The 19,681-nt window shown below is 65.2% G+C and carries 20 protein-coding genes; 13 read left to right on the top strand and 7 right to left on the bottom strand.

What is annotated here, in order from left to right; translation table 11 throughout:
• Positions 1 to 2: 2 nt before the first annotated feature.
• From ACRSCF_RS18835 to ACRSCF_RS18805, 7 genes are all read left to right on the top strand, one after another.
• A protein-coding gene (locus ACRSCF_RS18835; RefSeq protein WP_034363009.1) for an IS3 family transposase occupies positions 3 to 1,539 on the top strand; the annotation gives its coding sequence in 2 pieces (ribosomal slippage) (positions 3 to 634 and positions 633 to 1,539; 1,539 coding nt in all).
• A 31-nt stretch (positions 1,540 to 1,570) separates the two neighbouring features.
• Entirely contained in the window at positions 1,571 to 2,005 is a 435-nt protein-coding gene (locus tag ACRSCF_RS18830; protein WP_034368667.1) for a hypothetical protein, read from the top strand.
• A gap of 60 nt (positions 2,006 to 2,065) precedes the next feature.
• Positions 2,066 to 2,392 carry a hypothetical protein gene (locus ACRSCF_RS18825; protein WP_158528325.1) on the top strand — a complete coding sequence of 109 codons (327 nt, stop codon included), beginning with the start codon at positions 2,066 to 2,068 and terminating at the stop codon, positions 2,390 to 2,392.
• Positions 2,389 to 2,838: a D-Ala-D-Ala carboxypeptidase family metallohydrolase gene (locus ACRSCF_RS18820; RefSeq protein WP_034368664.1), complete on the top strand. Its 450-nt coding sequence runs from the start codon at positions 2,389 to 2,391 to the stop codon at positions 2,836 to 2,838. Before ACRSCF_RS18825 ends, ACRSCF_RS18820 begins: the two co-directional genes overlap by 4 nt.
• Complete coding sequence (locus ACRSCF_RS18815; RefSeq protein WP_034368660.1) at positions 2,839 to 3,369, top strand: DUF2514 family protein; 531 nt, start codon at positions 2,839 to 2,841, stop codon at positions 3,367 to 3,369.
• Between the two features lie 248 nt (positions 3,370 to 3,617).
• Positions 3,618 to 3,842: a hypothetical protein gene (locus tag ACRSCF_RS18810; RefSeq protein ID WP_158528324.1), complete on the top strand. Its 225-nt coding sequence runs from the start codon at positions 3,618 to 3,620 to the stop codon at positions 3,840 to 3,842.
• Positions 3,839 to 4,300: a hypothetical protein gene (locus ACRSCF_RS18805; protein WP_198818732.1), complete on the top strand. Its 462-nt coding sequence runs from the start codon at positions 3,839 to 3,841 to the stop codon at positions 4,298 to 4,300. The genes ACRSCF_RS18810 and ACRSCF_RS18805 overlap by 4 nt, the downstream gene beginning before the upstream one ends.
• A gap of 304 nt (positions 4,301 to 4,604) precedes the next feature.
• On the opposite strand, the gene ACRSCF_RS18800 is transcribed toward ACRSCF_RS18805, so the two are convergent.
• Positions 4,605 to 4,928, bottom strand: a complete 324-nt coding sequence (locus ACRSCF_RS18800; RefSeq protein ID WP_432675079.1) for a hypothetical protein — start codon at positions 4,926 to 4,928, stop codon at positions 4,605 to 4,607.
• A 48-nt stretch (positions 4,929 to 4,976) separates the two neighbouring features.
• Positions 4,977 to 6,626: a recombinase family protein gene (locus ACRSCF_RS18795; RefSeq protein WP_324622604.1), complete on the bottom strand. Its 1,650-nt coding sequence runs from the start codon at positions 6,624 to 6,626 to the stop codon at positions 4,977 to 4,979.
• Between ACRSCF_RS18795 and rimO the strand changes: the two genes are divergently transcribed.
• Together rimO and adhP are read left to right on the top strand one after the other, a co-directional pair.
• Positions 6,625 to 8,019 carry a 30S ribosomal protein S12 methylthiotransferase RimO gene (gene rimO, locus ACRSCF_RS18790; protein ID WP_034368655.1) on the top strand — a complete coding sequence of 465 codons (1,395 nt, stop codon included), beginning with the start codon at positions 6,625 to 6,627 and terminating at the stop codon, positions 8,017 to 8,019. The genes ACRSCF_RS18795 and rimO overlap by 2 nt on opposite strands.
• A gap of 152 nt (positions 8,020 to 8,171) precedes the next feature.
• Entirely contained in the window at positions 8,172 to 9,200 is a 1,029-nt protein-coding gene (adhP, locus tag ACRSCF_RS18785) for an alcohol dehydrogenase AdhP (RefSeq protein WP_244386361.1), read from the top strand.
• Positions 9,201 to 9,263: 63 nt separating this feature from the next.
• On the opposite strand, the gene ACRSCF_RS18780 is transcribed toward adhP, so the two are convergent.
• The 5 genes from ACRSCF_RS18780 to ACRSCF_RS18760 all read right to left on the bottom strand — a co-directional run bounded on the left by ACRSCF_RS18780 (position 9,264) and on the right by ACRSCF_RS18760 (position 14,227).
• On the bottom strand, positions 9,264 to 10,685 hold the full coding sequence (locus ACRSCF_RS18780; RefSeq protein WP_046983666.1) for an MATE family efflux transporter: 1,422 nt from the start codon (positions 10,683 to 10,685) through the stop codon (positions 9,264 to 9,266).
• Positions 10,686 to 10,732: 47 nt separating this feature from the next.
• Positions 10,733 to 11,332 (bottom strand): DUF2239 family protein, encoded by a 600-nt coding sequence (locus ACRSCF_RS18775; protein WP_034368652.1) that lies wholly within the window; start codon positions 11,330 to 11,332, stop codon positions 10,733 to 10,735.
• A gap of 153 nt (positions 11,333 to 11,485) precedes the next feature.
• Positions 11,486 to 12,040, bottom strand: a complete 555-nt coding sequence (gene efp / locus ACRSCF_RS18770) for an elongation factor P (protein ID WP_016445346.1) — start codon at positions 12,038 to 12,040, stop codon at positions 11,486 to 11,488.
• Positions 12,041 to 12,203: 163 nt separating this feature from the next.
• Positions 12,204 to 13,337, bottom strand: coding sequence for an elongation factor P maturation arginine rhamnosyltransferase EarP (gene earP / locus ACRSCF_RS18765; RefSeq protein ID WP_244386359.1), 1,134 nt, complete (start codon positions 13,335 to 13,337; stop codon positions 12,204 to 12,206).
• A 5-nt stretch (positions 13,338 to 13,342) separates the two neighbouring features.
• On the bottom strand, positions 13,343 to 14,227 hold the full coding sequence (locus tag ACRSCF_RS18760) for a LysR family transcriptional regulator (protein ID WP_017406152.1): 885 nt from the start codon (positions 14,225 to 14,227) through the stop codon (positions 13,343 to 13,345).
• A gap of 168 nt (positions 14,228 to 14,395) precedes the next feature.
• On the opposite strand from ACRSCF_RS18760, the gene ACRSCF_RS18755 reads away from it, so the two are divergent.
• The 4 genes from ACRSCF_RS18755 to uvrC are packed head-to-tail and all read left to right on the top strand — an operon-like array spanning position 14,396 to position 19,640.
• Complete coding sequence (locus tag ACRSCF_RS18755; protein ID WP_016453012.1) at positions 14,396 to 15,613, top strand: CaiB/BaiF CoA transferase family protein; 1,218 nt, start codon at positions 14,396 to 14,398, stop codon at positions 15,611 to 15,613.
• Positions 15,610 to 16,599: a hydroxymethylglutaryl-CoA lyase gene (locus tag ACRSCF_RS18750; protein WP_034368650.1), complete on the top strand. Its 990-nt coding sequence runs from the start codon at positions 15,610 to 15,612 to the stop codon at positions 16,597 to 16,599. The genes ACRSCF_RS18755 and ACRSCF_RS18750 overlap by 4 nt, the downstream gene beginning before the upstream one ends.
• 51 nt (positions 16,600 to 16,650) lie before the next feature.
• A complete protein-coding gene (locus ACRSCF_RS18745) occupies positions 16,651 to 17,637 on the top strand; it encodes a Bug family tripartite tricarboxylate transporter substrate binding protein (protein ID WP_034368647.1) in 987 nt (328 codons plus the stop codon).
• A 50-nt stretch (positions 17,638 to 17,687) separates the two neighbouring features.
• Positions 17,688 to 19,640: an excinuclease ABC subunit UvrC gene (uvrC, locus tag ACRSCF_RS18740; RefSeq protein ID WP_034368645.1), complete on the top strand. Its 1,953-nt coding sequence runs from the start codon at positions 17,688 to 17,690 to the stop codon at positions 19,638 to 19,640.
• Positions 19,641 to 19,681 lie beyond the last annotated feature (41 nt).

Below are 19,681 nucleotides of genomic sequence, written 5' to 3'. Positions count from 1 at the left end.
TCATGTATTCCTACGAAGACAGAATCCGAGCAGTTGAGCTCTTCATCAAGCTGGGCATGCGAGTCAAGCCCACTATCAGGCAGTTGGGATACCCGACCAAGAACTCATTGAAAGGTTGGTATCGGGAATATCAGCAGCGCCAGGACTTGCCTAAAGGCTACGCGGGGCGTGAGCCCAAGTTCTCACAGGCGCAAAAGGCTGCCGCCCTTGAGCACTACCTCGCCCATGATCGATGCATAGCAGCCACGATGAGGGCCCTTGGGTATCCCGGTCGTGGAACGCTCACAAAGTGGATTCGCGAGGCCATTCCTGAGGCGAGGAAAGCAATCGTCGGTAGTGTTGGGCAGCGAAGGTATCCCGAGTCATTGAAGCAGACGGGAGTGGTGGAGCTCTGCACGCGGCAGGAAAGCGCGCAGGCTGTTGCCGACAAGATCGGCGTGTGTCGGCCAACGTTGTACAACTGGAAGAACCAGCTTCTGGGACGTGAGGCACCCGCATCCATGAAACACACCGATCAATCACCGCAGGCGCGAGAGCGAGAAGAGCTCGAACGCCAGGTTGAGATACTGCGCCGCGAAGTCAGGCAACTGCGCCTTGAGCAGGACCTCTTGAACAAGGCCAATGAGCTGTTAAAAAGGCCTGGGCGTCGATCTGCAGCTCCTGTCCAACCGGGAGAAGACACTGCTGATTGACGCCCTCAAGGAGAACTATGGCCTGCCAGAGCTCCTTGCACAGTTGGGTCTTGCGCGCAGTTCGTACTTCTACCATCGGGCTCGTGCAGCAATGGGGGACAAGTACCTTGGGGTGCGCCAATCCCTCACCGAGATCTTCGAGTCGAACCACCGCTGCTACGGCTACCGCAGGCTGCAAGCCTCTCTGGCACGAGAGCAAGGCCAGATCTCAGAGAAGGTGGTGCAGCGCCTGATGAAGCAGGAGAGCCTGGTCGTAGCGAAGCCAAAGCGGCGCCGTTACGCGTCGTACCTGGGCGAGATCAGCCCCGCGCCCGAGAACATCATCAACCGTGACTTCCAGGCGGCAGCGCCCAATGAGAAGTGGCTCACGGACATCACAGAGTTCCAGATCCCTGCAGGCAAGGTCTACCTGTCGCCGATCATCGACTGCTTCGACGGGATGGTGGTGAGCTGGACCATCGGCACAAGTCCGGATGCAGAGCTGGTCAACACCATGCTGGATGCAGCCATAGAGACCGTCACAGAGACAAGCGATCGACCAGTGGTCCACTCAGACCGCGGAGGTCACTACCGCTGGCCTGGCTGGCTATCCAGAATGAGCGAGGCCAAGCTCACCCGCTCCATGTCCCGCAAGGCCTGCTCGCCTGACAACGCAGCGTGCGAGGGCTTCTTCGGTCGGTTGAAGAATGAACTGTTCTATTCTCGGGACTGGAAGAGCGTCACCGTTGAGCAGTTCATTGAGGTGCTCGACGACTACATCCGCTGGTACAACGAGAAGCGGATCAAGATCTCCCTTGGCTCTCTCAGCCCGATTGAATACCGGGTGAGCCTTGGACTTGCGGCATAAAACCAGTCCAAGTTTTTATCCGCACCCCCGAATGATCAAAAACTACGCACTCATCAAAGGCGGCTGTGTCGAGCAAGTCATCGTTGCTGACGCAGATTTTGCGAACGCGGTCCGCGCACAGTGGGACCACGTAGCTCCGGCGCCTGAAGGCGTTGGCATTGGCTGGTCATGGGATGGCCAGGCGTTCGCCGCGCCCCCAGCACCTGACCCTGGGCCGCAGCCTACGCCCATGCGCCACATCAGCGTGGGAGCATTTTTTGACAGGTTCGGCACGATGAAATGGGCGATCCTGCGAGACCCAGACGAAAACTGCAAAGCAGTGGTGATGGACGCAAGCGTGCGCAAGTACATCGACCTGGACAACCCGGATTTGCCGGCGGGCCTGGCATTTCTGCAGGCTGCCGGGCACGCAATCGATCCTGGTGCGATCCTCGACGCGCCGATCCAGCCGCACGAGCTGCCCTGAAAGATGACATCCCACAACAAACCGCCCTCGGGCGGTTTTTTCATGCCCTGAGGAGGGCACATGGACAACAACTGGTTCGATCAACTTCTACCCAAAGTGCCGGGGATTCTCGGCAGTGCAGGAGCGCTTATGTGGATGCAAGGTACATGGCCTCGTAAGGGCGCAATGCTGGTGCTCGGCATCGCAGCGAGCAACTACGGTACGCCTGACTTCGTGTTGGCGACAGGCTTTTCCGAGGGACTGGCTGGCTTCGTCGTCGGCATGTTTTCGATGACTGCGGCCGACTGGGTGTTCCGGGCCTGGGATCAGTTCGCACTCGGGCCGCTGCTCAATGAGTGGGTACGCAAGCGCCTGGGGTTGCCTCCAAAGGATGGGGGTGCTGTATGACCCCCCATTTCAGCTTGGCTGAACTTACGGCCAGCACCACGGCGCAGCGCCAGGGCCTGGACAACACGCCCACGCCCGAGGCCCTGCAGCGCCTGGCACTCACGGCCGCAATGCTGGAGCGCGTACGTGCGCACCTGGGCGTGCCCATCATCGTGACCAGCGGCTACCGTTCCCGTGCTGTCAATGCCGCTGTCGGCGGCGTCACAAGCAGCGATCACGCAATAGGCGCGGCCGCTGACATCGTGGCACCCAAGTTCGGTGCGTCATATGCCGTGGCCAAGGCCCTGGCCCCGCATGTCAACGCCCTGGGCATCGGGCAAATCATCTATGAGAGCGTGGGCGGCAAGCACTGGGTGCACTTGTCCACACGCACGCCGGACAAGCCCGTCAACCGTGTGATCACCGTCAGCGGCAAGTCCACGTTGGTGGGCATACAGGAGGTGTAGATGCTGGCCCTCCTCAAATCCCGCGCCTGGCAGTTCCTGGCCATTGTGCTGGCCGCGCTGCTGCTTTGGCAGAGCGTAGGCCACCTGCTCGCATTGCGCGCGGCCGACAAGGCCCGGGCCGACCTGGCGACCGAACGCGCGGCCGCAGCTGCAGCGGCCGCCGAAACCTCCGAGCGCTATAGAAAATTGGAAGGGACCTACCGTGAAAATATTGACACCATCGCCCGTGAATCTGGCCAGGCACAAACCCGTGCTGCTGCTGATGCTGACGCTGCCCGCGCTGCTGCTGGCCGGCTGCGCGGCGACCTCGCCGATTACATCGCCACCCACCGTGCCGCCGCCGAGGCTCGCGCCGCTGCCGGACAGTGCGCGCCAGACACCGCAGCCCTCAATCTGCTCGCCGAGCTGCAGCGCCGCGCTGACGAGCGAGCGGGAGCGCTGGCGCGCATTGCTGACGACGCCCGCCACCGAGGCAGCGCCTGCGAGCGCGCCTATGGCGCAGGCAGCGCGATGATGGAGGGGGCACAGTAGGGCGCTAGGGCTACGAAGTGCGGCTATTGACGGCGCTGCACAACTACAAGCGGCTGCTTCCGACTGTCAAATAGGACATGTGGGCGTCTCAAGTTCAACTGCTTGATGCCGAATGATGTTCTAAGGCATTTCCACAACACTTGGGGCTGCGTACTAGAGGTAGTTCACGGTAGGTAGGTCGCTTCGTCCTACTTGTTCAGACGACCACGGGGTGACAGGTGAAAGGCATAACTGATAACATGCGTAACATGAACTTCCAAAGCACTAACCCAAAAACCATGACTTTTGGGTTCAAGCAAGGTGCACCACTTCTAGCTGGGCAGGCCGCTGATGCGTCTCGTCCCAAGCCTGTGATGGTGAATCGTGAACGGATGGACGCCGCGCTGGCCACCGCGCGCGTGATGGCCCCTCAGGGGATGAGCAGCGAGGAAAAGATGGCATTCCTTATGAGAGACCACACGCCTGCGAAATGAGTTTTACCTGGAGCTTCAACCTAAAATTTCAAGAAGAGTTTCAGCGATACCCTCTTGACCAGCGAAAGAGTATCGTCAATTTCTTGGACTTGTACGAAAAACACGGCTTGAAGGGGGATTGGTCCGTGTACCCGGGCAAGATGAGCCAGTCATGGCGAGGTCTGCTGTCAGAGCATCCAAATTATCGGTATACCAAGGATAATTTCCTTTATCACTATCACATTGGTATCCCGGATTACAGGCCTAGTGCAAACGCCCTGGCTCGTTACCAGACATCAGACTACTTGCTGCACTTTCAGTGGGAAGGTGGTGAGCACATCCACCTAGTAGATACCTGCGCTCATCATCGCTGGACGGGGGAATTTCAGCTGCCAGCACCTGAATATCTTGACCGTCAAAAAGCCGCCCCTGAGTTGCAGATGGCTGCGGATGCTGCGGGCGACAGCCAGGCGGTCTGATGGTTTGCTTTAGCGTAAATGGGTGGCAGCGATTCGCCCAGTTTTGAATAGTGTTAACCCACCTTGGTGCTTCGGCACTGAGGCGGGTTTTTTGCATTTATGGGCCGCACACAGGCTAGAAGGGCGTGGGGGCCTGACGACCTCCACCGGACCCACGCCACTGTAGACCAGCATGTCGGTCGCATCGCAAGTGCACCACCAGCGCTGGCCTTCCTTCTCGATCGTGTAAGCCTCGGGTGGTTGCAGCAGCATACGTTCCTCAGGGAGCCCAAGCCACGGCAGCATGCACAGCAGTGTCAATTGCTCAGACATTGATCTCTCCAGCTGGTTGACCATCCGGGACAATCCACCAGGATTGACGAACAAACTGATGGTCTACGCGCCAATCCTGCCCATTGAGTCTCAGGCCGCCCTTGATGAACTGCAGGTTGCAGTGATCAAGGGGTGGAATCAGCTCGTTGAGCCTGTGGGCATCCGGCGCTGGAAGCAGGTAGGCGCAGTCAAAGGGCATCCCCGTCTCGGGGCGTTTGGACTGTTTGCACAGCCAGCCATGCACCCCGGTAGCGCGAGCTTGCTTGGGGGTGAGGCGTCGGCCCTCTAAGTACAGGCGATAGACAGTGCACCACATGCTGATAATTTATACAGTATTTCGATGCCCGGCAAAAGTTGGTGCCTACTAAGTTTCTAGTTCGGAGCTTTGTTCGCCGGCAATCCAGTTTCCTTGCCTGTCCACCGTCAGCAAACGGGCCACGCCGCCGCGTGCGATCAGCACCAGGTCAATCTTGTAGTCGCGCTCCGAGGCATTGGGATCTGGATTGACGCCTCGGGCGTACACCACGATGCGCTCAAAAGTGTCCGCAACAAGCTGGCGGGCCTGCAGCCTGGGCTCGATCTCTTGTGCCTCCACGCCGTCAGCCAGTGCGCGCCAAGCGGCATCGGCGCCAGCGATGTCTGTGCGTGCCGCGCCGGCCAGGTCCAGTTCGGCCGCCTGCAGCTTGGCCTGAGCCGCAGCCAGATCGACCTCCAACTGGCGAGCGCGCCGTGCGAACACTGCCGGCGTGCCCTCTTCGGCGCTGGCCAGCATCGCGTCGGTGAGTTTGTCGAGCTGGGCGCTGATCTGGTCCACCTCCTGGCGTGCTGCTACCACCTGGGCGCGCGGGGCCTGGCTGCGGTCTGCCCCGTACAGCGCCTGCAGGTTCACGATGTCGCTGCAGTAGGACATGATGGCCCGCTCTACCGGCGCCGAGCTTGTGCTGCCCGACACAGGGCAACCGCCGCCATAGGCTGCCGCCGAGGCGCAAAGCAGACGCCGGTTTCCGTCGCGCAGGCGCCCGTCTGGCAGTCGATTCTTGGTGGCGAGGTGCTGGCCAGACATCGGGCGGCCGCAGTATCCGCAGATCGTGATGCCCAGCCCAGTGATGACATGCGGCAAATCTCCCTTCACCCGCCGGCGGCCGCTCTGCGCCGCCACCCGCTGCAGTTCCGTCCACTCGTCTGCACTCAATAGGGCAGGGTAGTAGTCACGCAACTGGTACTCCTCGCCATCGATGGCGATGGGCTTGATGCCAGCGAGTTGCGGCATTTTGAGCAGGCGGTAAATCTGGTGCGTCCTGTTTTCGGCAGACGTGGTGTAGAGCTGCAGGCCTTCGGCGTCAAGGCGCTGGACGATACCCTTGCCGCCGTGCCCCTGGACATACAGCTGCACAGCCCGGCGTACTGCGGCCGCACGGCCGGCGTCGATCTCCCACCCCCCCTCCACCTCCTTGACCCATTCCGGGTCATGTCCCTGGCGCACGTGCCCCCGGTACGTGCCGTTCTGCCATCCCTCGCACAAACGCCTGATGCTGGCCTTCACCCGCTTGCTCTTCGTGTCGCTTTCTTCGTGCGCGCGGATCATCACCAGCAGGCTGTAGACCAAATCCATGGGGTTTTCTTTGAGCCGGGCGCGGCTGTAGGCCTTTCCGTCGCTCGCCGTGACCACTGTGATGCCCGCATTTACAATCTGGGCCAGTTGCGCCTGGGCCTGGATGGGCTCGGCGCGAGAGAGGCGGTCCAGCCCCTCCACGATCAGCACAGATCCATGCGGTACACGTCCGTCCTCCACGGCCCGCAGGAACACCCCGAGCGCGCCACTTTTGATGTGCTGCTGGTGGTAAGCGCTCAGGCCCTCGTCGCGGAGGGTCAGGCTGCTGTCAAGCTGCAGGCCGTGCTCTGAGGCCCATTTTTCCGCGTATGCCAGTTGCCTGTCCGTGCTGCTCCCCGTTGACTGCTTGGGGTCCGAGAACCGCAGGTAGCTATAGACAAGACCTTTAGAAGTTTTTCCCATGAATGAAACTGCTGTCAAAGTGGATCGGCTGCCCCGTATAGGTATGGTATCCCTCGGGTGCCCCAAGGCACTCACGGACTCCGAACTCATCCTTACCCAGCTCAGCGCCGAGGGTTACCAGACCTCCAAGACCTTCGAGGGCGCTGACCTGGTGATCGTCAACACCTGCGGCTTCATCGATGACGCCGTGCGCGAGAGCCTGGACACCATTGGCGAGGCGCTGGCCGAGAACGGCAAGGTCATCGTCACGGGCTGCCTGGGCGCCAAGGCGGGCAAGGATGGCGGCAACCTGATCCAGGAAGTGCACCCCAGCGTGCTGGCCGTGACCGGTCCGCACGCCACGCAGGAGGTGATGAATGCCGTCCACACCCATCTGCCCAAGCCGCACGATCCCTTCATCGACCTGGTGCCGGGCGCCTTTGGCGAGGCGGGCATCAAGCTCACGCCCAGGCACTACGCCTACCTGAAGATTTCCGAGGGCTGTAACCACCGCTGCACCTTCTGCATCATCCCTTCCATGCGCGGCGATCTGGTTTCGCGTCCGGTGGGCGATGTGCTCAAGGAGGCGCGCGCACTGTTCGAGGGCGGCGTCAAGGAACTGCTGGTGATCAGCCAGGACACCTCGGCCTATGGCGTGGACGTGAAGTACCGCACGGGCTTCTGGGACGGCAAGCCGGTGAAGACGCGCATGCTCGAACTGGTGCAGACGCTGGCCGAGATCGCCGAGCCCTATGGCGCCTGGGTGCGCCTGCACTATGTCTACCCGTACCCCAGCGTGGACGAGATCATTCCGTTCATGGCCACGGGCCGCGTGCTTCCTTATCTGGACGTGCCCTTCCAGCACAGCCATCCCGATGTCTTGAAGCGCATGAAGCGCCCCGCCAACGGTGAAAAGAACCTGGAGCGCCTGCAGCGCTGGCGCGAAATCTGCCCGGACCTGGTGATCCGCTCCACCTTCATCGCGGGCTTCCCCGGCGAGACGGAGCAGGAGTTCGAGCACCTGCTGCAGTTCCTGCGCGAGGCGCAGATCGACCGCGCGGGCTGCTTTGCGTACAGCCCGGTCGAAGGCGCTGCCGCCAACGAGATTCCCGGCATGCTGCCCCTGGAAGTGCGTGAGGAGCGCCGCGCGCGCTTCATGGCCGTGGCCGAGGAGGTTTCCACTGCGCGCCTGCAAAAGCGCGTGGGCCAGACCATGCAGGTGCTGGTGGACAAGTCCGTGGGCCTGGGCAAGAAGGGTGGCGTGGGCCGCAGCTATGCCGATGCCCCCGAGATCGACGGCCTGGTGCACCTGCTGCCGCCCGAGAAGGCCAGCAAGACCTACAAGGTGGGCGACTTCGTCAAGGCGCGCATCGTGGGCACGCAAGGCCATGACCTGGTGGGCCAGCCCGTGTAAGCCTGCCGTTCTGCCATCTCCCGAAAACGGGCAAGGTTCTCCTTGCCCGTTTTTTTTGTCTTTTCCGGACCAGTGCCTGATATCGATCAAGGCGGCCGGACCTCTTCGCTGAAATGCTGTACCTACTTTGACGCAAAGAAAGGATGGCGCGAATGAACAGGACCATGAAGGCCGCCGTGGTGCGGGAGTTTGGCAAGCCGCTCACCATCGAGGAAGTCCAGGTGCCCAGGCCCGATCCCGGCCATGTGCTGGTGAAGATCGAGGCCTGCGGCGTCTGCCATACCGACCTGCACGCGGCGAAGGGCGACTGGCCCGTCAAGCCCAATCCGCCTTTCATTCCCGGCCACGAAGGCGTGGGCTATGTGGCCGCCGTGGGCGCGGGCGTCACCCATGTGAAGGAGGGCGACCGCGTGGGCATTCCGTGGCTGTACACGGCCTGCGGCCATTGCGAGCATTGCCTGGGCGGCTGGGAGACGCTGTGCGAGCAGCAAAAGAACACCGGCTACTCCGTCAACGGCGGCTTTGCGCAGTACGCGCTGGCCGATGCCAATTTCGTGGGCCTGCTGCCCGGCAGCGTGGACCTGATCGAGATCGCGCCCGTGCTGTGCGCGGGCGTCACGGTCTACAAGGGCCTGAAGGTCACCGACACCAGGCCCGGCAACTGGGTGGTGATCTCGGGCATCGGCGGCCTGGGCCACATGGCCGTGCAATATGCCAAGGCCATGGGCCTGAACGTGGCGGCGGTGGACGTGGATGACGACAAGCTGGCGCTGGCCCGGCGCCTGGGCGCACAGGTCACGGTCAATGCCATGACCACGGACCCGGCGGCCTATCTGAAAAAAGAGATCGGCGGCGCGCACGGCGCCCTGGTCACGGCGGTCTCGCCCAAGGCCTTCGAGCAGGCGCTGGGCATGGTGCGGCGCGGCGGCACGGTATCGCTCAACGGCCTGCCGCCCGGCAGCTTCCCGCTGCCCATCTTCAACATGGTGCTCAGCGGCGTGACGGTGCGCGGCTCGATCGTGGGCACGCGGCTGGACCTGCAGGAGTCGCTGGATTTCGCGGCCATGGGCAAGGTCAAGGCTACCGTGTCCACCGACCGGCTGGAGAACATCAACGACATCTTCGCGCGCATGCATGAAGGCAAGATCGAAGGGCGCGTGGTGCTGGACCTGAACGCCTGACGCTTTGCCCACCCCCAAAAAAACAGGCTTCCCTCGGGAAGCCTGTTTTGCATGGCGCACGCCTTACACCATGCGGCGGATCGGGCGCTTCTTCCACACCAGCTTGTAGTAGGCGGTCTGCAGGCACAGCGTCAGGGTGTAGGACAGCGGAAAGGCCATCCAGATTCCCATCAGCCCGAAGCTGCGGCTCAGCCACCATGCCATGGGCAGCTCCAGCACGGCGAGCACCGTGATGGTGATGGCCGTGGGAATGACCACATCGCCGCTGGCACGCATGATGGACGACAGGGCAATGAAGCAGCCCAGCAGCAGGCCGCTCCACAGCACGATGTACAGCAGCTCGATGGCCAGCACCAGCACCTGCTCGTCGGTGATGAACATGCCCAGCAGCGGCCGCGCGAACAGGCTGCCGATCAGGGCCAGGGCGGCACCCAGCACCAGGTTCATGCGTATGGCCGTGGCCGTGATGGCGCCCAGGCGCTCGCTGCGGCCAGCGCCGATGGCCTGGGCGCCGAGGATGGAGGCCGTGATGGCCACCGAAATGACCGGGAACTGCGCAAACGAGTTGATCTGGTTGACCGCACCGTAGGCTGCCGTGGCGCTGGAGCCGAAGCCGTTGACCAGCGACACGACGACCAGCCCGGCCATGGACGAGGCGATCATCTGCACGCCCGTGGGTATGCCCACGCGCAGGATGCTCTTGAGCAGGGTCCGGTCAATGCGCATGGCCTTCCACAGCGCGGCATTGGGCGCCAGCGGGCTGGCTATGCGGCGCAGCCGCCAGCCCAGCCAGGCCAGGGCCAGGGTGAAGCCCAGGATCATGGATACGCCCGCGCTGGCCACGCCCAGGCGCGGCAGGCCGCCCCAGCCCGCAATCAGCGCCGGCGTGCAGACCAGGCCCGTGCCGGTGGAGATCAGCAGGGCCAGCATGGGCGAGACCGTGTCGCCCACGCCGCGCAGCAGCGAGGTGGCCAGCAGGAACACGAACAGCCCCGGCATGCCCAGCAGCACGATGCGCGAATACAGCGTGGCCTGCTCCATGATGTCGGGCGGCGTGCCCAGCAGACGCATCAGCGGCTCGGTGAACAGTCCGCCGAACAGGGCCACGACGGCGCCGAACAGCAGCCCTATGCACATGGCCGTGCCTGCGATGGCGCGCAGCTTGTCGTGCATGCGCGCACCGTAGGCCTGGCCTATCAGCACCGAGGAGCCTGCGCCCAGGCCGATCACGAAGGCGATGAAGAGAAACATCACCGGAAAAAAGGCCGCGACGGCCGCCAGGGCCTGCACGCCCAGCATCTGGCCGATGAAGACGCTGTTGATGGTGCCCGACAGCGACTGCAGGATATTGGCCAGGACCATGGGGCCCAGGAACACCAGGAAGGTGCGCCACAGCGGCTGGGTGCCGTGGGCGATGGGCGGCCCGGCGGGGCTGGATGCGGCAGGCGCAGCAGCCTGGGGCAGAGGTTCGTTAGGTTTCGTCATGTTGTGTCTGTTAATGCGACGAGAAAATGCAATGGAAGGCGGGGGCTTCAGTCCTGCCCTGGCGATGGCGGCGAGGACCAGGCAGCGCTGCTCAGTTGCTGCAGATAGCTTCGCACATCCTCGGGCCAGGTGGCGGTGTGCCTTGCAAAGGCGTCGGCCTGGTGTGCAAAGAGGGCGCGGCTGGCGTCCTCGAAATGGGGCAGGTCGCCCGCCATCTCGCTCATGAATCGGTAGGCGGCCTCGGTGGCGGCGCGCACGGCATCCTGTGCGGCATGCTTGCCACGCGCCTCGTCCACCAGTCTGCGCAGTACGCCGGAGGCGCCGCCGGGCTGGCGGTTCAGCCATTCCCAGTGCCGTGGCAGCAAGGTGACTTCGCGTGCCACCACGCCCAGCTTGGGGCGGCCCACGCTGCGCGGTGCGGCGGCTTGTCCGGGTGCGGGCGATGCGGCCAGTTCGCTGCGCCAGTCCAGGTCCAGCCGCATGCCGCTGTGGTCGTCGAAAACCCACAGCGGCGGCGCCGATCCGCTGCCTTGCAGCTGCTGTTCATGGCTTTGCAGAAACTGCAGGACGGCAGGCCTGTTCCCCTGGAGCAGGCGGCCATGGCCCTGGAAGATGGTGTAGCTGGGTGCGGGCTCGGCGCCCGCCATGCAAGAGTCGGTAGTCATGTGCTGGATATTAGCCGGGTAAAATATGCAAGTCAATTAAACCCGGGTAAATATCTGCATGGATGCCGCGCGCCCAAAGAAAAAGCCCCTGGCAGAGACTGCCAGGGGCTTCGCAGAGGGAACTGCAGGCGTTGTTTAGACGCGCTTGCGGTACTCGCCCGTGCGGGTATCGATTTCGATCTTGTCGCCCTGGCTCACGAACAGGGGCACGGGCACTTCAAAGCCGGTGGCGATCTTGGCGGGCTTGAGCACCTTGCCCGATGTGTCGCCCTTGACGGCGGGTTCGGTCCAGGTGATTTCGCGTTCCACGGACGTGGGCAGTTCGCAGGAGATGGCCTTGCCGTCGTAGAACACGACTTCGGCCTGCATGCCGTCTTCCAGGTAGTTGATGGCGTCGCCCATGTTGGCGGCTTCCACTTCGTACTGGTTGTATTCGGCATCCATCCAGACGTACATCGGATCGGCGAAGTAGGAGTAGGTGCACTCCTTCTTGTCCAGGATCACGTTGTCGATCTTGTCGTCGGCCTTGAACACGACTTCGGTGCCCATGTTCGACAGCAGGGCCTTGAGCTTCATGCGCACGGTGGCGGCGCCGCGGCCACCGCGAGCGTATTCGGTCTTCAGGACGATCATCGGGTCCTTGCCGTGCATGATCACGTTGCCGGCGCGGATTTCTTGAGCGATTTTCATAGCTTGCTTGGCTGAGGTTGAAGCCGCTCAACAGGGCAGGCAAGCGAAGTCGCTGGGACGGTGCGCCTGCCGCAGTTCCGCGGCGGGTGCAACCCTGGTTGGTCGATGGCGGCCGGCTGGCGGTCGCCCGCAACGGCGCCTCCAGGGAGGCAAAACGTGCATTCTAGCTTTTTTCGGTCACGAAAGCTTGCAGCTGCTCAATCAATGGGGTCTGTTGCAGCAGCCGCGCGCGCGCGGCCAGTGCGCAGTCCTGCCATTGCTGCAGCAGCGCAGGCGTGATTGCGGGCAGGGTGCTTGCCGGTGCCATGCCGTTCCAGGCATGGTGGAAGGCGCGCAGGCTGGCCGGCGCCTGCAGCCAGTCCAGGAAGGCGTCGAGCTTGTCGTGGTGGGCGTCGTCGTGCTGGGGATAGATGTGCCAGACCAGGGGCTGGCCGGCCCACAGCGCGCGTACCAGCGAATCCTCGCCGCGCACCAGGTTCAGGTCGCAGGCCCAGAGCATCTCGTCGAACTGCGGCTGGGGGCAGGGCTGCAGCGCATGCCGGGTCACCGAACCGTGGTCTGCGGCGGTCACGCCGGCCATGGCCTGCTGCACCGCGGCTGCCGCGCGCCCGGGAGTCACCAGCAGATGCGTGGCCTGTGGTGCGGGCGGCGCAGCATGCAGCTGGCACAGCCAGTGCGGCAGGGCAGGGGGTTCGTAGCAGAACAGCGAGATGGCGCAATCACCGGTGCCTATGCCGTGGCGTGTGCGCCAGGCCTGCCGGCCCTCGGAAGCAAAAGCCGCCTGGCGCGCGGCCAAGTCCGGCTCGCGCAGCAGGCCGCCCGTGGCGGCCGTGAAGCCCGGGTAGAAGAACCAGCGCGTCAACCCCGCAGCCGGCCCCGACATCAGCGGCGAGGGCAGGCGGTGGCAGCGCTCCACATAGTCCTCTGCCGACAGGTATTCGAGGTTGATCCACAGCGGCGCGCGGCGCGCGATGGCCGCCAGAAAGGGCGGCGGAATCTCGCAGCCGAAGGCCTCGATGACCACGTCACCCACGGCCTGCGGAATGTCCTGCGCCTGCGTGGGCCAGCCGTGCACGCTGAGTCCGGCCGGGTGGGGCCGGGGCGCCATCCAGGCCAGGGCGCTGGCGTCGTCCATCCACAGCCGCACGCGCTGGCCGCGTGAGGCCAGGTCGGCCGCCGCGCGCCAGCACACGCCGATGTCGCCGAAGTTGTCTATGACCTGGCAGAAGATGTCCCAGGTCCGTGCGGCGGCCTGCTCTGGCAGAGGGTCCGGGGGGATGGGGTTGAAGGCAAGCATCGGAATCAGGGTTCGCACAGGTGTTCGACCAGCAACTGCGCCACTGGCGGCAGTGCCTCTTGCGAGCGCACGCACAACATCAGCTGGCGCTCGGCCCAGGGCTCGTCCAGCGCAATGCAGCGCAGCGGCAGGGCGCCCAGGTACAGGCGGGCACTGCCTTCGGGCAGGATGCCGACGCCCAGGCCCGAGGCCACCATCAGGCACAGCGCGTCATAGCCCGTCACCTTCATGCGCAGCCGCGGCTGCAGGCCCAGGTCGGCCGCGGCGCGCGTGATCTGGTGGTTGAGCGCGCTGCCGGCGTGCATGCCCACCAGGTCATGGTCCAGCACCTGGGCCAGCCGCAGCGAGCGCCGGCGCGCCAGCGCATGGCCTTGGGGGACGATGACGATGAGGCGGTCGCGCCGGTAGGGGCGCAGGCGGATCTTCTCTCCGTAGCTGCCCTGGTTGAGGATGCCGATATCGGCCTCGTTGTCGGCCACGGCGCGCGCGATGTCGCTGCTCACCCGCTCCTGCAGGCGCACGTCCACATGCGGGTGCTGGTCCAGGAAGCGCTGCAGCTGGGAGGGCAGGAACTGCGTGATGGCCGAGATGTTGGCCATCACGCGCACATGGCCGCGCAGGCCGCTGCCGTACTCGCGCATCTGCTCGCCGATGCCGTCCAGGTCATTGAGCACGCCGCGCGCCATGTTCAGCAGTGCATAGGCGGCGGCCGTGGGTACGCTGCCGCGGTTGCTGCGGGTGAACAGCTCCACCTGCAGCTGGCTCTCCAGCTCGGCCAGCCGCCGGCTGGCGGCCGAGGGGGCGATGTGTTCGCGTGCGGCGGCGCGGGCGATGGCGCTTTCCTCCATCACGGCCACGAACAGGCGCAGCGAGATCGGGTCGAGTTTCATGGGGTGGCGATTATCGCCCGGCCCCGCCCGACCGGGTTCTGCCATGCCGGTTTGCGATGGCAGCGTCGCGCTTGAGCGTTTTGCGGCCGGCGCGGACGGCGGCAAGATCGGCGCCGCGGCAATGCCATCGGAGGCCGGCCGCAGGAGACAAAGAGGAAGCGCTAACCCATGACACAACAGACAAGGCAGGCCCCCACACCCGGCGCGCTCAGCGGCGTGCGCGTGGTCGAGATGGGGCAATTGATCGCCGGGCCGTTCTGCGGCAAGACGCTGGGCGAATTCGGCGCCGACGTGGTCAAGATCGAGGCGCCGGGCGCGGGCGATCCGCTGCGCAACTGGCGCCTGATCAAGAACGGCACCTCGGTCTGGTGGCAGGTGCAGTCGCGCAACAAGCGTTCGGTGGCGCTGGACCTGCGCCAGCAGGAGGGCCAGGACATCGCCCGGCGCCTGATCGCCGAGGCCGATGTGCTGGTGGAGAACTTCCGTCCCGGCACGCTGGAGGGCTGGGGCATGTCGCCCGAGCAGCTGCATGCGCTCAACCCCGGGCTGGTCATCCTGCGCATCTCGGGCTACGGCCAGACCGGCCCCTACCGCGACCTGCCGGGCTTTGGCGTGATCGGCGAGGCCATGGGCGGCCTGCGCCACCTGACGGCCGAGCCGGGCCGGGTGCCGGTGCGCGTGGGCGTGTCCATTGGCGACACGCTGGCCGCGCTGCATGGCGTGATCGGCGTGATGATGGCCCTGTACCACCGCAAGGTGAACGGCGGTGCCGGCCAGGTCATCGACGTGGCGCTGCATGAGGCCGTGTTCAACGTCATGGAAAGCCTGCTGCCCGAATACAGCGCCTTCGGCGCCGTGCGCGAGGCCGCAGGCAGCGCGCTGCCGGGCATCGCGCCGTCCAACGCCTATCCCTGCCAGGACGGCTGGGTGCTGGTGGCCGGCAATGGCGACTCCATCTTCAAGCGCCTGATGGCCACCATCGGCCGCCAGGACCTGGCCGACGATCCGCAACTGGCCGACAACGCGGGCCGCGTGGCGCGCATTGCCGAGATCGATGCCGTCATCGGCGGCTGGACGCGCACGCAGAGCGTGCAGGCCGTGATGGACCAGCTGGCCGCCGCACGCGTGCCGGCCGGCAAGGTCTACACCGCCAAGGACATTGCCGAGGACCCGCACTACCGCGCCCGCGACATGATCCTCAGCCAGCACACGCGCGACGGCGACGACATCGAGGTGCCGGGCATCGTGCCCAAGCTCTCGCTCACGCCGGGTACGGTGCGCACCAGCGCCCCCCATGTGGGCGACGACACCGACGCGGTGCTGGCCGAGGCCGGCCTCACGGCCGAACAGATTGCGCTGCTGCGCAGCAAGGGAGTGATCCAATGAACGCCGTCCACACCACGGATGTCTGGCAGGGCGCGGGCCGCCGCGTTTTCTTCAACGAGGTCGGCACGCGCGACGGGCTGCAGATGGAGCAGGCCTTCGTCCCCACCGAGGACAAGATCGCCCTGGTCAATGCGCTGTCGCAGGCCGGCCTGTCCAAGATCGAGGTCACGGCCTTTGTCTCGCCCACCGCCATTCCCGCGCTGCGCGATGGCGAGATCGTCATGCGCGAGATCGAACGCCGCCCCAGCACCGTCTACACCGCCCTGGTGCCCAATGCCCGCGGCGCCGAGCGCGCCATCGAGGCGCGCACGGACGAACTCAACCTGGTCATGTCGGTCAGCGAGACCCACAACCTGTGCAACCTGCGCATGCAGCGCAGCCAGTCGTTCGCGGCGCTGGCCCAGGTCGTGGCCACGGCGCAGCAGGCGGGCGTGCCCGTCAACGTCTCGCTGTCATGCTGCTTTGGCTGTCCCATGGAAGGCGATGTGCCGCAGCAGGAAGTCTTCGGCTGGGTGCAGCGCTTTGCCGATCTGGGCGTGCAGGGCATCACGCTGTGCGACACCACGGGCATGGCCTTCCCGACCCAGGTGCGCGCCATGGTGGCCGCCTTCCGGCAGCGCTGGCCGCAGCTGGGCATGACCCTGCATTTCCACAACACGCGCGGCATGGCGCTGGCCAATGTGCTGGCCTCCATCGAGGCGGGCGGCGACCGCTTCGATGCCTCCATCGGCGGCCTGGGCGGCTGCCCCTATGCGCCGGGCGCCTCGGGCAATGCCTGCACGGAGGACATCGTCCACGCGCTGCAGCTCATGGGCTACGACACCGGCGTGGACCTGGCGCAGATCGTCGCGGCCGCGCGCAGCCTGCCCGCGCTGATCGGCCATGACACGGCCAGCCAGATCGCCAAGGCCGGCGCGCGGCTGGACCTGCACCAGCCACCGGCCGACTTTGCAGCCATCCGCGAACGGGCTTTGGCCAAGGGCTGAGGCCGGCGCGCATTCTCATTCACAAGAACCGAGCAAACCAAGGAGACAAAGATGAAGAAGATTCAACGCAGACAGATCGCAGCCGTGGCCATGGCCATCGCAGGACTGGGCCTGGGCGGCACGGCCGCGCTGGCCCAGGGCGGCTACCCCGCCAAGACCATCACCATGATCGTGCCGGCCGCAGCCGGCGGCACCACCGACCTGGCCGCGCGCATGGCGGCCCAGGCGCTGGCGCCGGTGATCGGCCAGTCGGTGGTGGTGGACAACAAGGGCGGTGGCAACGGCTCCATCGCGGCCAGCCTGGTCAAGCGTGCCGAGGCCGATGGCTACACCCTGCTCATGCAGTACTCGGGCTACCACGTGATCTCGCCCCACCTGACCAAGGCCCGCACCTGGGAGCAGGGCGACTTCCAGCCCGTGGCCAATGTGCTGTCGGCGCCGCAGATCATCGTGGTGCGGTCCGAGCTGCCCGTGAAGACGCTGACCGAACTCGTGGCCTATGCCAAGGCCAACCCGGGCAAGCTGAACTACGCCTCTTCCGGCAACGGATCGCTGCAGCACGTGACCGGCGCCATGCTGGAGCAGCAGGCCGGCATCAAGATGGTCCACGTGCCCTACAAGGGCACGGGCCCCGCGCTGCAGGACCTGCTGGGTGGCCAGGTGGACCTGACCTTCGGCACGGCGCCGCCCTTCATGCCTCATGTGCAAAGCGGCAAGCTGCGCGTGCTGGCCGTCACCGGCACGCAGCGCCTGCCCAGCCTGCCGGATGCGCCCACCACGGCCGAGGCCGGCTACGCAGGCGTCAACGCCACCTCCTGGTTTGCCGTGTTCGCGCCCGCCGCCACGCCCAGGCCCGTGATCGACAAGCTCACGGCAGACCTCAAGAAGGTCGTGGAGAACCCGGCCTTCAAGCAAAAGGCGCAGGAGCAGGGCGCCACGGCCGACTACATGAACCCGCAGCAGCTCGGCGCCATGGTCAAGACCGACTGGGCCAACTGGGCCCAGGTGGTCAAGTCCTCGAAGATCGAGGCCGAGTAAGAGCCCGCAGGCCCGCTGCGGCGGGCCCGGGCAGCGGCCACAATAGGCGCATGTCCGAACCCCATTCCGATGAACTGCTGGCCCAGGTGGCAGCGCTGCCGGGTCTGCCCGGCGTCTACCGCTATTTCGACGCGGCAGGCACGCTGCTGTACGTGGGCAAGGCCATCAACCTCAAGCGCCGCGTCTCCAGCTACTTCACCAAGAACCATGGCGGCACGCGCATAGGTCACATGGTGGGCAAGATCGCCCGCATGGAGACCACGGTGGTGCGCTCCGAGGCCGAGGCCCTGCTGCTCGAAAACAATCTGATCAAGACGCAGCAACCCAAGTACAACATCCTGTTCAGGGACGACAAGAGCTATCCCTATCTGAAGATCACGGGCGTCGCCGCGCGCGACGGGCGGGTTGGCGAGCCGGCCCACCAGCTCTTTGCCCGCATGGCCTACTACCGCGGCGCCGTGGACAAGCGCCACCGCTACTTCGGCCCCTATCCCAATGCCTGGGCCGTCAAGGAAAGCATCCAGCTGCTGCAAAAGGTCTTCAGGCTGCGCACCTGCGAGGACACGGTCTTCGCCAACCGCTCGCGGCCCTGCCTGCTCTACCAGATCAAGCGCTGCTCCGGCCCCTGCGTGGACCTGATCTCGCCCGAAGCCTATGCGCTGGATGTGCGCAATGCCGAGGCCATGCTGCGCGGCGAGACCCAGGAACTGCTGCGCCAGCTGGAGGCCCGCATGATGGAGCACGCCGGGCGCATGGAATACGAGCAGGCCGCCGAGGTGCGCAACCAGATGACGGCATTGTCGCGCGTGCTGCACCAGCAGGTCATAGAAACCGCCGACGACCGCGACGTGGACATCCTCGCCGTGAAGGTGCAGGGCGGCCGCGCCTGCGTGAACCTGGCCATGGTGCGCGGCGGCCGCCACCTGGGCGACCGGCCGTACTTTCCCGCCAACCTGGGCGATGCCGCCTCGGTCTACGCCGGCGAGGAAGAGGCCAGTCTTGCCGAGTCCGCGCGGCCGGTCGAGGAGATCGTGCTGGAGGCCTTCATCGCCCAGCACTACACCGGCGTGGCCGTGCCGCCCGTGCTCATCGTCAGCCACCCGGTGGACAAGAAACTGCTGGCGCTGCTGAGCGAGCAAGGCGGCGTGCGCATCACCGCCGTGCAGCAGCCGCGCGAGCAGCGGCGCATCTGGCTGGAGATGGCGCAAAAAAACGCCGACATCCAGATGGCCCGCCTGCTGGCCGAAGAAGGCTCGCAGCAGGCGCGCACGCGCGCGCTGGTCGAGGCGCTGGACCTGGCCTGCGAGAACCTGGACGAACTCACCATCGAATGCTTCGACATCTCGCACACGGCAGGCGAGGCCACGCAGGCCTCCTGCGTGGTCTTCCATCACCACAAGATGCAAAGCAGCGAATACCGGCGCTTCAACATCGAAGGCATCACGGGCGGCGACGACTATGCCGCCATGCGCCAGGTGCTGACGCGCCGCTACAGCCGCGTGGCCGAGGCGCAAAGAGAGGCGGGCGGTGCCGAGCTCACCGGCAAGCAGCCGCAACTGCCGGACCTGGTACTGGTCGACGGTGGCAAGGGCCAGGTCAGCATGGCGCGCGAAGTCTTCGAGCAGCTAGGGCTCGATGTCTCGCGCATCGTGGGCGTGGAAAAGGGCGAGGGGCGCAAGGTCGGCCTGGAAGAACTGGTCTTTGCCGACGGGCGCGAGAAGATCTACCTGGGCTACGACTCGGCCGCGCTGATGCTGGTGGCCCAGATCCGCGACGAGGCCCACCGCTTCGCCATCACCGGCATGCGCGCGGCGCGCGCCAAGGTGCGCGTGGGCGGCGGCAAGCTCGAGGAGATTCCGGGCGTGGGCCCCAAGAAGCGCGCGCGCCTGCTGCAGCGCTTCGGCGGCGTGCGCGGCGTGTCGGAAGCCACGGTGGAAGACCTGTGCAGCGTGGACGGCATCTCGGCCGCGCTGGCTGAAGATATCTACCGTGCATTGCATTGAAACGACTGTCCCGCGGGCTGCACCGCAGGCCCGCAAACAGA

Source organism: Delftia sp. 11MD (genome assembly GCF_050907895.1).
Classification (GTDB): Bacteria; Pseudomonadota; Gammaproteobacteria; order Burkholderiales; family Burkholderiaceae_C; genus Comamonas; species Comamonas tsuruhatensis.
This window is presented reverse-complemented; position numbering and strand designations above follow the sequence as displayed.

Bases quoted from the DNA above. Each gene is read 5' to 3' on its own strand.
- ACRSCF_RS18830 (WP_034368667.1), top strand. From the start codon at position 1,571: ATGATCAAAAACTACGCACTCATCAAAGGCGGCTGTGTCGAGCAAGTC.
- ACRSCF_RS18825 (WP_158528325.1), top strand. From the start codon at position 2,066: ATGGACAACAACTGGTTCGATCAACTTCTACCCAAAGTGCCGGGGATT.
- ACRSCF_RS18820 (WP_034368664.1), top strand. From the start codon at position 2,389: ATGACCCCCCATTTCAGCTTGGCTGAACTTACGGCCAGCACCACGGCG.
- ACRSCF_RS18815 (WP_034368660.1), top strand. From the start codon at position 2,839: ATGCTGGCCCTCCTCAAATCCCGCGCCTGGCAGTTCCTGGCCATTGTG.
- ACRSCF_RS18810 (WP_158528324.1), top strand. From the start codon at position 3,618: ATGAACTTCCAAAGCACTAACCCAAAAACCATGACTTTTGGGTTCAAG.
- ACRSCF_RS18805 (WP_198818732.1), top strand. From the start codon at position 3,839: ATGAGTTTTACCTGGAGCTTCAACCTAAAATTTCAAGAAGAGTTTCAG.
- ACRSCF_RS18800 (WP_432675079.1), bottom strand. From the start codon at position 4,928: ATGTGGTGCACTGTCTATCGCCTGTACTTAGAGGGCCGACGCCTCACC.
- rimO (WP_034368655.1), top strand. From the start codon at position 6,625: ATGAATGAAACTGCTGTCAAAGTGGATCGGCTGCCCCGTATAGGTATG.
- ACRSCF_RS18795 (WP_324622604.1), bottom strand. From the start codon at position 6,626: ATGGGAAAAACTTCTAAAGGTCTTGTCTATAGCTACCTGCGGTTCTCG.
- adhP (WP_244386361.1), top strand. From the start codon at position 8,172: ATGAACAGGACCATGAAGGCCGCCGTGGTGCGGGAGTTTGGCAAGCCG.
- ACRSCF_RS18780 (WP_046983666.1), bottom strand. From the start codon at position 10,685: ATGACGAAACCTAACGAACCTCTGCCCCAGGCTGCTGCGCCTGCCGCA.
- ACRSCF_RS18775 (WP_034368652.1), bottom strand. From the start codon at position 11,332: ATGGCGGGCGCCGAGCCCGCACCCAGCTACACCATCTTCCAGGGCCAT.
- efp (WP_016445346.1), bottom strand. From the start codon at position 12,040: ATGAAAATCGCTCAAGAAATCCGCGCCGGCAACGTGATCATGCACGGC.
- earP (WP_244386359.1), bottom strand. From the start codon at position 13,337: ATGCTTGCCTTCAACCCCATCCCCCCGGACCCTCTGCCAGAGCAGGCC.
- ACRSCF_RS18760 (WP_017406152.1), bottom strand. From the start codon at position 14,227: ATGAAACTCGACCCGATCTCGCTGCGCCTGTTCGTGGCCGTGATGGAG.
- ACRSCF_RS18755 (WP_016453012.1), top strand. From the start codon at position 14,396: ATGACACAACAGACAAGGCAGGCCCCCACACCCGGCGCGCTCAGCGGC.
- ACRSCF_RS18750 (WP_034368650.1), top strand. From the start codon at position 15,610: ATGAACGCCGTCCACACCACGGATGTCTGGCAGGGCGCGGGCCGCCGC.
- ACRSCF_RS18745 (WP_034368647.1), top strand. From the start codon at position 16,651: ATGAAGAAGATTCAACGCAGACAGATCGCAGCCGTGGCCATGGCCATC.
- uvrC (WP_034368645.1), top strand. From the start codon at position 17,688: ATGTCCGAACCCCATTCCGATGAACTGCTGGCCCAGGTGGCAGCGCTG.